We start from the raw sequence: 14,491 nt of genomic DNA, 5'->3' as shown, positions 1-14,491 counted from the left end.
GTTATTTTCAATTACCTGTTTTAAGAACTCAACGCACCAATATGTGATTAAGATCTTTTATTTTTTCTTCATAAGTATTACCCTTTGGATTGGATTCACTTATTGTTGTATTATCGGGTGTATTCTTAGCTCAATCAGATACCATAGGCATAGTTTTTACACCATTCGCCACTTGAGAGAAAAGTTTTAAAAGACTTGGGAACATATTCATAACTCCTGCAGGCAAGTTACCAAGTAATCCAGCGACATCATCCTTATCTTCATTTCGTGGTAAATCATTGGAATATTCCTTGAATAAATCAACTAACTTACCAACTTTAACTTCACCTGGGTGTGTAGCGATACTTAAACCTAATTGTATTCAAGTTCCATCATATCTCTTTGTTTTAGAGACATCGCCAAAAGCATTGATTAAATCATTTAACATTGTATTTCTATCAAGTGCAACAGCACTTGTTTTACCATTGTATGTACCAATAATTGTTAGTCTACCACCATAAGTTCTGTTATAAAGATCAATTAACTCATTCTTTAAATCTTGAGGAGTCATAATGGCAACTTTTTTCTCAAAATCTAAATGAGTTTTTTCATTCAAAGCATTGATTATACTTGATATCGAAGTGAATTTATTTCCATCCATTTCAATATCTTTTGTAATTGCAAAACCATCAACTAAATATTCCGCCTCAACAACTTCCTTGTTGTTATTAAAGCTCATAGTTGCTTTAATTCCAATTGTTCCTGTTGAGTCATCTTCAGTGCCTTTAATAACAGAGAGAATTAATTTACCATTGTTGCTTTTAACAAAACTTTCTAAGTTAGTCATTCCGAACAACTCAGGATTTAAATTATTGGTATCTATTGTACCCCTATATTTATTTGGTAGTTGGATGGTAGAATCATCATCAATAAAACCTTGAATGATGGGAGAACCATTTATGATTGTCCTTGGAGACTTTTGAAAAACGGCATTTGGATTATATACAAAATCCCGATCAGCGTAGAATTTTTTAAAGTTTTGTTTTTCTAATTTAGTAATTCATTTAGAAGAACCTTTAGGCCTTTTTAATTCTCGTGAAATTTTCCTATTGACTTTACTCAAATCCTCTTCAATACGTTTTAAAGAAACATTATCTGTATCCAAACCATTAGAGTTGTTCGAAGAGGTGTTGTTTTCATCTTCTCTAACTCCTCGTTTTGAAGAATTACCAGTGTTTTTACCACACGACATTACAGTGATTAGTGGGGTTGAAACTATTGCTATAGCCCCTAAAGATAATAAAGTTTTCTTTTTAAGTTTTTTATTTAATTCCATAAGTACCCTCTTTCTTTGTTAAATTAGTTTTTGAGATTTTCCTTCTCATTCCGAGTTTGATTTTAATTTAAGTGATTTTGCTAAAGTTGGAGCAACGTCAAGATTTGATATTATCCCTAAATTTTTTGATTTAATTTGATTTCCATTGTGAATTATTATTGGAACGGTACGCTCGTCAGGTGTATTGTTTCCGTGGTTTTTGCCATTTATCACACCACCATGATCCGCCGTCAACACAAAGATGGTATTTTTGAAATTATTATAATTTTGAATTGTATCTATCAACTTCCCTATATAAGCATCAACTTTGTTCATATATTCCAAATACTCTTTCGAACCTCACCCAAATGCGTGACCTCTTATATCAAGACCTGTAACATAAGAGAATGTAAAGTCTGATTTTTGATTAATTAATAAGTCTCCAGCTTTTTCAATTGAGTATTTGTCAGTTAATTCTGATGCAACATAAGCCGCAATTGAAGAGAAACTCATTGAAGGATTGCTTTTCTTTTTCTGCATCGCCTCTGCTTGAACCTTGATAAATTCTTCTTTATTATTTAAATCACCTTCTGCAAAATATAAATCTGCAACATCCTTACTTATGATTTTAGTAATATTAAAGTCCTTAATTAATGGGTAGACAAATGCACTCTTTAATTTAGTTTGCTCTTTTATAGCATCAAAAATTGAATAGGCAACTCCTTTGCCATCGTTATTCCATTTGGTTGGTTTTTTAATCAATTTAGAATCGAACACAGATCCTGGATTCGATTCTATCCCAGTTTTATTTGGCTTCATAGAAGTGAATAAAGCTGTTCAATTAGGGTATGTTTTAGAAGGCATTATATCTTGCGCATCCATAGAGTAATTTGAATTAGTTAATAATTTTTTTATATTTGGAGTTTTATGTTGCTTTCAAACATTGGCAGAAAATCCATCTATACCAACTCATACAACTCTTGTGTGATTGGAAGGGTCAACTTCGGAGCTTTTACTCCCGCAAGAAACGGAAGTTAAAGCAACCACAGGAGTTAAGGTTATGGTTGTTGCTAATAATAATCTTTTACTAAGTTTGAATTTCATATTATTATTTTACATTAAAAAAACAGGAACCCTGTTTATTACAATCATATAAAAATTATTAATGGAATCACTATTGCAATTATTACTGAATGAATTCAAATAAATGCTTTATAGTTTAATCAACCAGTTTCAGAATAAATTAAGTGTGCAATAGCATTGATGCCTGGTGAAATAACAACTCCGTAAATTAATCATCAATTATATTCACTTGGTTTTACGAAAAATGCACCACCAAAGATTGCTCATCTAAGCGCTAAGAAGAATGTTGTGTATACTGCAAAGGCCAAATAATAACCAGTTGCAACTAAACTAATTCTAATTAAATCTTTTCAATTGAATCTATGTCTTTTCTTATAAACTGGTCTCATATTACTAATATTATAATTTATTATTAAAAGTATTTTCTTTTTTTATGATTATATTTATTTACAAATAATTCAATGATAAAGTGTTTTGTTTTATAATTATTTTATGTCATTAATATTTTCAGATATAGACGGGACAATATATGGTCCTGAACACAAAATACATCCAGGATTAAAACCTGCGATCAAAGAAGCTAAAAAAGCATCTGTTATGTTCAATATTGCTACTGGTAATGGTGCCTTTAAAGCAATTAAAGAATTAGCAAATGATTTGGGTGCTAAATACTTAATCAATTCAAATGGAGCAGGAATTGTAGATTTAGTAGCCGACGAATACATTCATAAAAATATGTTGTCACAAGAAATGACAAATAAAGCATTGCAATTAGCTAATGAATTAGAAGTTCACGCTAATTGATGAAATGATAAGAATATTTATTGTAATAAATATGTTTCTGATGAAGCGAGAGAAATAATTAAAGCAGCCATGGCTTCAAAAGGACCGGAAATTATCGTTTCGGATGAAGTTGTTGATGAAATGTTTAAAATTGAATTTTACGATTATGATACTGAGAAAATTGATAAATTAGAACTTTCATTAAAAGAACTTGGATTAACTGTTGCGAGAATGAAGCCTATACATATTGAAGTAACTAAACCTGGCGTATCAAAAGCGCACGCTATCGAAATCATTTGTGAACGTCACAACGCAAAAGTTGAAGATGTTATGTCGATAGGTGATTCAGCTAACGATGAAACAATGTTAAAACTTGCAGGATATTCTTATGCCATGGCTAACGCACCGAAGATAGTTAAAGAATGAGCCAAATACAATACAACAGCATATAATCAAAATGGTGTAGGTATGGCAATTATGGATTATTTACATAGAACAAAAAAAGATAGATAATATCTTTTATTTTTTTGAATAAATGATTAAAATTAGAGTAATAGGGTGAAAAACTTTACTTTTTGATTTATTTTATTGTATAATACATATCGGTAATAAAAGCCAAATATAAAAGAATTTTATATTTACTTAAAATATAGAATGATGATAAAAATATCTTGTTCATTTGCTGAAAAGTAGGACAAATAAGTCCTCTTGATAAACAAGATTTAACGAGGAGAAACTCAATGAAAAAATGTTTACTAATTGTAGGGATGCAAAATGATTTCTCAGAAAATGGGGCCTTGCCAGTTCCCGGGTTCTCAGACATCATCCAAGGTATAAACAAAAAAATAGAGAATTACATAAGTGGCGACCAAATTATTATGGCAGCTAAAGATTGACACCCGAAAAATCATATTTCATTTAAAGACTCAACTTGAGACCAATCATTGCAAGGGTCATTATGACCGAAACATTGTATCAAGAATACACATGGAGCACAATTGGATAACAGACTACAATTGAATAAAGTGGGATACGAGGTTACAAGAGGTGATGATTTAATGATTGGGACTTACTCAGTTTTTAAAGACGCTAATGGCAATTGAAATGAAGATGTTAAAAAAATCTTCGAAAAAGAAGAAATTAAAGAAATTGAAATTGTTGGGGTAGCTGGAGAATATTGCATAAAACATACATCTTTTGATGCTGCGGAACTTGGATACGAAGTATTTGCAAATCAAGAATTGATCAAATATATAGATGAAGCAAATATCGAACCAACACTAAATGCATTTAAAGAAAAATTAATAAAGTACTAAACCGTCACTTGATGGTTTTTTTAATTTGGAAATAAAAAAAGAACTAACTAGTTCTTAACTGCATAGATAATTCTTAACTGAAGATGTCAGTCCTTTTCAAACTATAATAATTGGAATTATAGAATAAATAATGAAAGGAACAACAGTTCATAAAGGGAGTGTTCCATATAATACCAAGGGAAGTACAACAATGTTGGCTATTGGTAGGAAAGCAAATAAGTATTTATTATCGATAATTATTTTAGTTGTTTCTGGTTTTACTCCAAACACAATAGAAAGTACTATGTATAAAAATGCTGTTGATAATAATCAAATCGCTAAGACGATACCTTTTATTGATTTAGATTGGATTTTTGAAACGATCAACCTCATTCCTATTTGTATAAAAAAGTAGAAAATAGTTATTGCAATAAGTTGAATACTCAATTGTTTGATTAAATCATGACTAATCTCACCCTTACCTATAGTTGATACCAGTAACATCCCTAATCCATCTGCAACAATAACTATAAATATGAACATCGCTGTTTCTGCTAATATTTTTCAAAAAAGAACTGAGTGTTTTGAAAAGTTCATATACATAACTCTGTTTTTATCGATCATATTTTTATCTTTTAAAGCTGAAAATATACCTCACCCTAATGCATAAAGGATTGCTGTTGAGAAAACTTGAGCTAATGATGCAAAAGAAAGTCCTGAAATGGTGGCACGTTGAAGTAATTCTTTTGTAACTCCCATTTTTTCAAATATCGGTGCTAATCCTTTATGAGTTTCAAGGAACTCAATTAGTTGGTGTATGTTGGCATCGGTTATTTTAGAAGCATCCAATGGGAATGGGAGTGATTTTTCTATTAATGCTTTATTTTCTGGAGAAATCTTTCCTACGATCAATTGGATTTTTTTAATTTGATGTTCCTCTATATTGTTGGTTGTTATCAAGATGATTGGTCCAAGCAATATCAAGACAATTAAGACCGCGGCAACTAGTAATTTACTTAAACTAAATTGAGATTTAAATGAAGAAGAAGCAACTTTCAATTCACGTATGTATTCATTTTTACCATGACTTCTTGTTTGCGGCGTTGTTTTATTTTCCATCATTATCTCCATATCCTAAGAATACCGATTCAGCAATGTTTTTTTCTTTTATTGTTGAATAGATATAGTTTTTATCTTTAATCAGTAATTCAGTTAAAGTTTTGTAGAATTCAATTCCTTTTAACTCAATTAATTGATTATCATCGCGAGCAATTATCTTATTGACGCATTCAAGTTCTTTTAAATTTGATAAATTAACTTCTTTATTAACTTGAACCATAATTGTCTTTTGCTCAACTTTTTTAGAATCGATAATTACCCCATCTTTTATAACGTAAAATTCTTCGCACATTTCTTGAACTACTTCCATCCTATGTGATGTAATGATTATGGTTGTGTTTTTAAGATTCATATAAAGGTGTGCAATCTTTTGAACCATTAATGGGTCCAACCCATCAAAAGGCTCATCTAAAATTATGTATTCCGCATTAGGATTTAAGAAAGATGCTATTACTTTAATTTTTTGTTGGTTACCTTTTGAAAGTGATTTAATCGGTTTCCCTAAATTTTGCGAAAAATCCATTTGACTTGCAAGCTCTTCTATTTGCTTAAGCGCAACTTTTCTAGGCACAAAATAAAGATCTGCAATCTGCAATAAGTAAGTTTTAACGATTGTTGCATTTTTGGTTTCACTACCCGCTCCTAGGAATGTAAACTTCCTTAAATCACTCTTTGTTATAGGTTTACCATCTAATCTAACTTCACCTTCGTGCTTTTCGATGAATTTCAAGATTACATTATATAAAGTTGTTTTCCCTGAACCATTAAAACCTATCAATCCAGTTATTTGACCTTCCTTAAATTCAATTGAAACATCATTTAAAGCTTTATTATCGCCAAAAGTCTTTGTTACATTTTTAATTATTAATGACATGAAATCTCCTTCAATTAATTTTATCAAATACCTCCTTAATAAAATAATAATCATTTTATATTGATACAAAAAAACTACGGGCATTACTTGATTAATGCGTCGTAGTTTTCTAATCTTTTGTCAAAAATAAATTCATCCACTCCATTTTCAATCACTATTTTCCCTTTAATAAGTTTGGCAAAATATCTATTAAAGATTGAAGTGCGTTTTGTAAGTTTTTCTTTTAAAGCATTTTGTTCCCTGTAAAAATCTTTAAAATCATGCCTAATTATTCCTCAAGGCATTGGTTTTCTATTGTCGGGATCGTGTTTGCCCTCTAAACCAATTTCTTCGCCATAGTATGTCGAGGTTGAACCTGGCATTATAAATAGCATCTCTGCTGCAAGTTTGAATTTTTCAACATCATTTTCAAATAAGGTTATAGCTCTTAAAATATCGTGTGATGATATTAAATTAAACATACCTCATTGTTGTTCTGGTGTATATAGATATGAAATTTCATTAAATCTAAATATAAACCTTTTTTTATCGTTGAGTGCTTTTTCAGAATTAACGTATTCAATAATAATTTTTCTTAAGGGATAATTCATAACTCCATGTCACATATCCCCACGGAGATAATTTATCGAATCTCATCAAACTTCACCAATTATCACTATGCTGGGATTGATATGAGTTACGCAATTTTTAAACTTTCTTCAAAAATCATACGAAGGAATAAATGAGACATCTAATCTTCAACCATCAATACCCATATTTGTTCATTTTTTTGTAGCATCTAATAAGTAGTCAGTTACCTCGGGGTTATTTCAATTTAATCTTGGCATTTCACTAACAAAAGAGAAAGTTTCATAAGGATATGTTTTTTGGAATTCCCCTTCTTTATATTCGTTAGGTTGTTTAAGATTTGAAAAGTCATTAATTCAAAATCATTCCTTATACCTTGAATTTTCCTTATTTTTTAAAACGTCTTGTCATATATCAGAAAGAGAACCTATGTGGTTGTAAACAGCATCCAACATAACTCTTAAACCAAGTTTATGTGCTTTGTTTATAAGTTCTTGAAAGTCCTCTTCTTTACCTAATACAGGATCAATTTTGTAATAATCCTTAGTGTTATATCTATGCGATGTATCAGATTCGAAGATAGGTGTTAAATAAATCCCGGAGAATCCTAAAGATTTTATATACTCAAGCTTTGCAATTATTCCTTTGATATTACCACCATATAACTCGTGTGATTTTGGGTTTAAATTCTCTCATTTTGCAAATTTTTCATTATCATTTCCAACTTTATTAAACCGATCAGGAAAAATTTGGAATCAATTTATACTTTTGTATCACTCGGGAGTATTTAAATTGTTTGCATCATTCCAATAATTGAAAGTGAAACCATTTCCTTCTTGATTGATTTGATCTTTTCCGTCGATTAAACCCACTTCCCCAATTAAATATTCATCGCCTTCTAGAGTCTCTAAAAGAATTCCATATCTATATCTTTTTGTAAAGTGATCCATTTCAACGCTTCAATATTCACCGTGGGTACCTTCTCCCTTTTTCTTAAATTCACCTTCTTTGCAAAATCACTTACCATCGATGTAAAGTCCCAATGCATCACCATAATAAACTTTTGCACTTTTTAATTTATTTTTTCCTATTTTAAAAGTTACTTCAACTTTTCCGTTTTCTTTTTGATTAACAAAAGGACTGACTGCCCTATGTTCAAATGTTTCTAAAATCATATTTACCTCTTTCACTTAAATCATATCAATCAATAAAGTTGGAAATGTTAATTGAACTATTAATCTTGTAATGTCAAGATTTCACTTTAAACCACCAAAGAAACAATAAAAACATACTAAGTGATATAATTACAACAATATGAGAATATATACAACTAAAGATATTATAAAAATACTAGCTAAGGAAATTACGTTAGGGAAATACAAAGCAAATGAGAAATTACCGAGTGAAGCACAATTATCTATAAAATTTAATGTTTCAAGAGCTATTACTAATAAAGTATTTTCAATCTTGAAAGAAATGGATCTTGTTTACTCAAAGCCACATCAAGGTTATTTTGTAGCTGAGTGATTTTCAGGAATAACTCACCCATATCATTTGCAGTATGATGTTAATGAATCTAAACTGACAAAAGTAAAACCAAATGAGAATTTCAAGAAATTCTTAGCCACTAAAAATCTCGTGGCTAAAAATGAAATTATTTGTAAAACAATGTATTCAAAAGGAAAGAAAGTCCTTGTTAGTGAAGTGTGATTATCTAAGTACCTTGAATTTCTTAATCCTTTTGAGGAAGATGTCTCTTTAACAGACTTTATCAATAGTAAAGATATATTAGTGTCAATCACAAGGTTTATTCATTTTGAGAAGGATGATACTTTTGGGAATGAGATGCAAATAGTTGAATATAAAATTTATTACGGAAGTGATGAGGTTCTTGCTTTGAGTAGGAGTGTTATCTCTCATGACGTGTATTCTTTAGTGAAAAAGGAAAGACCATTTTAAGACAACGAAAGTTGTTTTTTTAATATCTCTTTAATTTGTAATGACATTAAAATTCTTGGATATATAAGTTGTATGATTGATTCAATAGCAAGTTTAAGGAGAAAAATATGAATAAAATAGCAATATTCCACCGTGCAGACGGAATTTATGGTTATCAAACAAAGGATAATGGATTCCATATAAGATTAAGAACTGCAAAAGACGATATCAAAAAGGTGGAGTTGATTTACGGAGACCCTTTCCATTGAGTGCAAGATCCTAATTCAACAGAATCTAAGCATATATGAATGCAAGAGAATTCTGATGTTATTGAGAAATATGAAACAGATGGTGAATTCGATTATTATAAATTTACGATGTACAATAGTAATAAACGATTTAAGTATTATTTTAAATTAACAGATAGAAATGGTGAAGAATTTTTATTTGGAGAACAAGGAGTTCGTGACTGAACCAAGAATATTAATGGTCATGCATTAGGGTTCACATGAGGATACGCGTGCGAAGGGAAACTAAATGTTCCCCCTAAATGATGAACTCAAACAGATTGATATCAAGTTTTCCCTGATAGATTCGCAAGTTCTGAAAAGGAATTGAAATTTAAAACTGACGGACCAGAGCATTTGGAAGTGCTTGGAGGTAATATTAAAGGTATTACTGAAAAAATAGGGTATATTAAAGATTTGGGATTCAAAGGTCTGTATATTAATCCTGTTTTTAAAGCAACATCAGCCCACAAATATGACACTATTGATTACCTTGAAATTGATTCGCAATTTGGAACTATAGAAGATTTCAAAGAATTAATTAGAGTTTGTCATGTGAATGAAATGAAAATAATGATAGATGGTGTATTTAATCATTCGGGATATGAGTTTGAACCTTGAGTAGATGTTGTAAAAAACGGAGCAAATTCAAAATATAAAGATTGATTTTGAGTTAAAGACTTTAATAATTTGAAAAATGCGATGGATTACGATTTTGGGGAGTTTCAAAAGAATAAAGCATATGAGACATTTGGGGATACTCCAACTATGCCAAGAATTAATTGAGAAAACGAAGGTGTGAAAAAATACTTTAAAAAGGTAATAGAATTTTGAACATCTTTAGGAATTGATGCTTGAAGATTGGATGTTGCTGATGCTCCATCATTTACGTTTTGAAGATTCTTTAGAAACACAGTCAAAAATATCAATCCTGATTGTGCTATTCTAGGGGAAGTTTGATATGACGCTATTCCATTTTTAAGAGGGGATATGTTTGATACGTCAATGAATTATCCATTTAGAACAAATATCTTGGAAGCTATGGTTTATAAGAATATTTCAATTTCAGATTTTAAATCAGTCTTCACAAAACAAAAATATTTATATTCAGACTATATTAACGCAGGTTTATTTACTTTGGTAGGTTCTCATGATGTTGATAGAATAACATCCATTGTAAAGGATGAAAAAATAATAAGAGCTATGTTTGCATTTATGTTCTTAATACCTGGTTCAATTTCATTCTATTATGGAGATGAATATAATCAAATTGGAAGATATGATAGCGATAATAGATTTCCTATGGATTTCAGTGATCATTCAGAACACAAAACATATAAACTAATAAAAAAACTGAATGAGATTAGACAAAAAAGAAATGAAGTTATTCAAGGGAATATTCGTTGAACTAATATTGAAACCAATGAATTAAGATTCACTTGAGAAGATGGTACAGAAATATATATCGATATAGAAAATGATATAGTCTTCATTAATAATCAAGCCATTTTATAAATACCACAAGGTATTTTTTCTTGATATGACATAGCAAGAAAGAAGTGTGTGGAAACTATAATATTTGTAATGCAATAGTAGGAGAGAAAATGAAAAAATGACAAGAATATGAAGAACACGCGGATTTAAAAACGATTTATGGTGCAAATAGAGTTGGAAATAAATGAATAGTTAATTTATGACATCCATTTGCTAGGAATGTCGAGTTAATAATTTTTGATAAAGATGACCAAAATAAAGAAATAAAAACAATCAAAGGTAGATTTGAATTACCTAATTGAAAATGAGAATTAGAAGATGACTTAGATGGTTATTATTATCAATATAGAATAGAGCAGGAAAATGGCGCTATTACATATGCATTAGATCCTTATGCAAAGTCTATGGCTTCATTCAACTGAGAAGGACATAACAGGAATGTCGGAAAAGCAGCATTTGTTAAAATAAATAAAATAAAAAAACTTTATAAACTAAATAAAATCAATGAACCCCAACCCATTTTATACGAAGCTCATGTTAGAGATTTAACTTCATTAAGGGAAGATGTGGAGATACCTGGTTCATTTAACGCTTTAAAAGAAATTAAATTTGCAGAACATCTGAGAGATTTGAATATTACTCACATTCAGTTCCTACCGATACATAATTGCTATACATTAGATGAATCGGATAAAATAATTTTAAAAAAAGGTATGGGTCAAGGTTGAGGGACGAATTATAACTGAGGTTATGATCCACACAACTATTTTTCAATTAATGGGTGGTATTCATCCAACCCTAAAAATCCGTATTCAAGAATAGATGAATTTAAAGAATTGGTTAATTATATGCATAGTAACAATATTAAAGTTATAAACGATGTTGTATATAACCATATGTTCCACAACTCTATTTTAAATAACATTATTCCAGGTTATTATTTCAGGGAGGGTAGTGAAATAAAACCTGTTGATCAACCTGCTTTTGCTTCTGAAAGATTGATGGCTAGAAGGATCATAATTGATTCATTAAAGCATTTTGTTGAATGTTATGATGTTGATGGATTTAGATTTGACTTATCTTGCTTTACAGATAAAATAACTATCGAAAAATTAACAAAAGAGTTGAGAGCCATTAAACCTAACATAATTTTACATGGAGAAGCTTGACCATGATCTGATTTATCATATGATGATGCAATGATAAAGGGTCATTCAGATAACGAAATTGATTTTGGTTATTTTAATGACACCACAAGAAATGCCATCAAAGGAGAGGATGACGGTGAAGGTTTTGCTTTAGGTGTAATTGGAGGTAATTTAGAAGAATTCCCAAATTATTTAGCTGGTATTATTGGAAATATTAAAGAGTCTAAATTTAACTTGAGGGATATATCAAACACAGAATACACGAGATTTACTAATAACACAAGTGTTTTATTAAATTACACAGCTTGCCACGATGGTCACACAATGTGAGATAAAGTTAATTTAACAGTTGAAGGTGATAAAGAAACTAAGTTTGAATATTATAGACAAGTAATTATGATGCAACAATTCTTACAAGGTAGAACATTATTCCTTGAAGGAACTGAATTGCTTTATACAAAGCCTAATGATGTAACTGGTCAAGACTCTGAAAGAAGTCATAAAACTGATCTTGCAATCGATATTTTTAATTTAGGCACAACGGAATTTAATGAAAATACATATAAAACAACAGACTATGTTAATGGTTTACGTTGGGACAATCTTCAAGGCGAAGTTAAGAAACATATACACGATTTTATTTCTAAAATTAATAAATTTAGACTTAGTACAAAATATTTTAACCTTAAGAACGCCAAAGAGATTAATGAAGCATATGAATTTATTTACACCTCAAAAGATGAGGGTGTGATTGATTTCAGAGTAGAAACAAATGATGGGAAAATTAGAGTTATTCATAATTTTAAAGATACTTTATATAAATATGAATCTAATGGAAAGATACTTTTTGATAATAAAATAAAACAAGTTAATAAAATAGGTGAGTTACAAGGTAATTCGACTATTCTTATTCAAGAATAAAAAGGAGCGATGTATGAAGTTAACAAAAAAAGGAAAAAAAGGTGTTTTACTTTCGTTGGGATTGACATCAATAGTACCAGCTGCTTTAGCACTTAGTTCTTGCTCAGTAGTTGATTTAAGATCTACGATTGTTATCAATGCTGAAGATAGAGAAATGACAGACGCTAACGGGAATAAATATGTATCACATGCAATTAGAGATATATGAAAATCATCAGTTGAAAAATGAAAAGAAAAATTTCCAGAAGAAGCTGCCAAATACGATATCAAATGAACTAATTTAGGTAGTGGAGATGTAACATCTAGAATTAGAACTCAAGGATTTAATCAACCTACAAATCCAGACATTATATTTTATCAAGCAGATAAAATGTCAAGTTTAAAGGTTATGAATTCATTGTTAGATTTTAGGGGTAGTAAAAAATTCCCTAGTGCATTTAGTGATTTAGCGCAACCAAATAAATATTTTGCTGATGAGGTGACTTCCAAAGGGGGTCTCAAACATGGGATTTCGTCAGAAACTGTTCAAGGTGTGGGATCAAATGTTGGAATACCTTTGAAAGTAGAAACAGTAGAAAGTTTTATAAATTATAAAAAAATGTTTGAAATTTTCGATACAGAAGATGAATTTAAAGAGTTATTTGGACTAACACAAATAGCTGATGCTGCAAAAGAATTAAAATCAGTTGCAATGAATCCAACGTGAGATGAAATTCAAAAAGTATATGGAAATCCTAAGGGATTACCACTTGTAGTTTCAAATGACAAGAAACGGGATGAATTTGCAGATTTCTTCTCTAAACATTTTAAATTAGAGAGACTTGGAGAAATGGCGAAAAGAGATGCAAAACAATATGCGACAGCTCTTGAATTGGATTATCAAAACTTCTGATTCACCAATCCATTGATCTACTCTCAGTTCTCTCCTAAAAATGCTTTCATCAACTCAACACCTTCGATTAAACCACAAGACAAAAGATTCTTAAAAGATTCTGCCGCTGGTGAATACAAAGAAAAAACTTCATTTTGAAGTGAGTTATCAACCAAATATCCTTCCAACCCAACTAAGCCACAAGATAAAATTACTAAAACGTTGTATGACTTATATCATGCTTCAGCAGAGGCTAATATTGATATTAAAGATAGATTTAAAAAAGGTGATGCTGCCTTTTATATAAGTGGACCATGAGAAGATAAAGGGATTGTAAATTCATCTACATATGATGGTAATTTAGAAAAATTCATTTATACTGCAGCACCCGGAACTTTATATAGCAATGCAATGCGTCACTATATGAATGGATGGTTGTATGGTGTTAATAATAGGAATATAAATAATTTTCCAAAGCAAAAAGCTATAAGACACATTTTAGAATTCCAACTTGGAACTGATGCTCAGAAGAAATGATATAAACAAGTTGAAAACTTCATTAGTTCAAGGGATAATTCGAGTGAAGTTTCAAATGGAACATTCATTTCTCGTGCAGGAATTAAATTTATTTCTAACCACAGTGCTGAATACATTGTTAATCAAAATAATTTACCAGAAGAATATCATCATTTAAGAATGGATCAAAATTTCCAATCTATGATGACTCAATCACTTAAAACTCTTGATAAGTCATTAACTTATGAGTCATTTACATCTGGTATCGTATCTCTTTCTAAAGAATTGATGGCTAAATAAA

The 14,491-nt window shown here is 30.1% G+C and carries 12 protein-coding genes; 6 read left to right on the top strand and 6 right to left on the bottom strand.

The window, feature by feature from the left end:
* Position 1: 1 nt before the first annotated feature.
* From C4B25_RS00960 to C4B25_RS00950, 3 genes are read right to left on the bottom strand one after another with little or no spacing between them, the layout of a single operon-like run.
* Positions 2 to 1,315 carry a hypothetical protein gene (locus C4B25_RS00960; protein ID WP_131613199.1) on the bottom strand — a complete coding sequence of 438 codons (1,314 nt, stop codon included), beginning with the start codon at positions 1,313 to 1,315 and terminating at the stop codon, positions 2 to 4.
* Positions 1,316 to 1,333: 18 nt separating this feature from the next.
* Positions 1,334 to 2,398 carry an alkaline phosphatase family protein gene (locus C4B25_RS00955; protein WP_131613198.1) on the bottom strand — a complete coding sequence of 355 codons (1,065 nt, stop codon included), beginning with the start codon at positions 2,396 to 2,398 and terminating at the stop codon, positions 1,334 to 1,336.
* 38 nt (positions 2,399 to 2,436) lie between these two features.
* Positions 2,437 to 2,766, bottom strand: a complete 330-nt coding sequence (locus C4B25_RS00950) for a hypothetical protein (protein WP_131613197.1) — start codon at positions 2,764 to 2,766, stop codon at positions 2,437 to 2,439.
* A gap of 103 nt (positions 2,767 to 2,869) precedes the next feature.
* Here C4B25_RS00950 and C4B25_RS00945 point away from each other — a divergent pair, with 103 nt between their 5' ends.
* A complete protein-coding gene (locus C4B25_RS00945; protein ID WP_131613196.1) occupies positions 2,870 to 3,673 on the top strand; it encodes a Cof-type HAD-IIB family hydrolase in 804 nt (267 codons plus the stop codon).
* A 227-nt stretch (positions 3,674 to 3,900) separates the two neighbouring features.
* On the top strand, positions 3,901 to 4,476 hold the full coding sequence (locus C4B25_RS00940) for an isochorismatase family protein (RefSeq protein ID WP_131613195.1): 576 nt from the start codon (positions 3,901 to 3,903) through the stop codon (positions 4,474 to 4,476).
* Between the two features lie 54 nt (positions 4,477 to 4,530).
* Here the strand turns inward: C4B25_RS00940 and C4B25_RS00935 are convergent, their stop codons facing one another.
* The 3 genes from C4B25_RS00935 to C4B25_RS00925 form a co-directional block, all read right to left on the bottom strand.
* Positions 4,531 to 5,577, bottom strand: a complete 1,047-nt coding sequence (locus C4B25_RS00935; protein ID WP_131613194.1) for a hypothetical protein — start codon at positions 5,575 to 5,577, stop codon at positions 4,531 to 4,533.
* Complete coding sequence (locus tag C4B25_RS00930; RefSeq protein ID WP_168380654.1) at positions 5,564 to 6,448, bottom strand: ABC transporter ATP-binding protein; 885 nt, start codon at positions 6,446 to 6,448, stop codon at positions 5,564 to 5,566. The genes C4B25_RS00935 and C4B25_RS00930 overlap by 14 nt, the downstream gene beginning before the upstream one ends.
* An 83-nt stretch (positions 6,449 to 6,531) precedes the next feature.
* Entirely contained in the window at positions 6,532 to 8,190 is a 1,659-nt protein-coding gene (locus C4B25_RS00925; protein WP_131613192.1) for a glycoside hydrolase family 13 protein, read from the bottom strand.
* 139 nt (positions 8,191 to 8,329) lie between these two features.
* Between C4B25_RS00925 and C4B25_RS00920 the strand changes: the two genes are divergently transcribed.
* The 4 genes from C4B25_RS00920 (at position 8,330) to C4B25_RS00905 (ending at position 14,490) form a co-directional block, all read left to right on the top strand.
* Positions 8,330 to 8,974, top strand: coding sequence for a winged helix-turn-helix domain-containing protein (locus tag C4B25_RS00920; RefSeq protein WP_131613191.1), 645 nt, complete (start codon positions 8,330 to 8,332; stop codon positions 8,972 to 8,974).
* Positions 8,975 to 9,081: 107 nt separating this feature from the next.
* On the top strand, positions 9,082 to 10,755 hold the full coding sequence (locus C4B25_RS00915) for a glycoside hydrolase family 13 protein (RefSeq protein ID WP_131613190.1): 1,674 nt from the start codon (positions 9,082 to 9,084) through the stop codon (positions 10,753 to 10,755).
* A gap of 89 nt (positions 10,756 to 10,844) precedes the next feature.
* On the top strand, positions 10,845 to 12,803 hold the full coding sequence (locus C4B25_RS00910) for an alpha-amylase family glycosyl hydrolase (protein ID WP_131613189.1): 1,959 nt from the start codon (positions 10,845 to 10,847) through the stop codon (positions 12,801 to 12,803).
* Positions 12,804 to 12,816: 13 nt separating this feature from the next.
* Positions 12,817 to 14,490 carry a hypothetical protein gene (locus C4B25_RS00905; RefSeq protein ID WP_131613188.1) on the top strand — a complete coding sequence of 558 codons (1,674 nt, stop codon included), beginning with the start codon at positions 12,817 to 12,819 and terminating at the stop codon, positions 14,488 to 14,490.
* The last annotated feature ends 1 nt before the right edge of the window (position 14,491 follow it).

The organism is Mycoplasma todarodis, assembly GCF_004335995.1.
GTDB classification, from domain to species: Bacteria; Bacillota_I; Bacilli_A; order Mycoplasmatales; family Metamycoplasmataceae; genus Mycoplasma_K; species Mycoplasma_K todarodis.
This window is presented reverse-complemented; position numbering and strand designations above follow the sequence as displayed.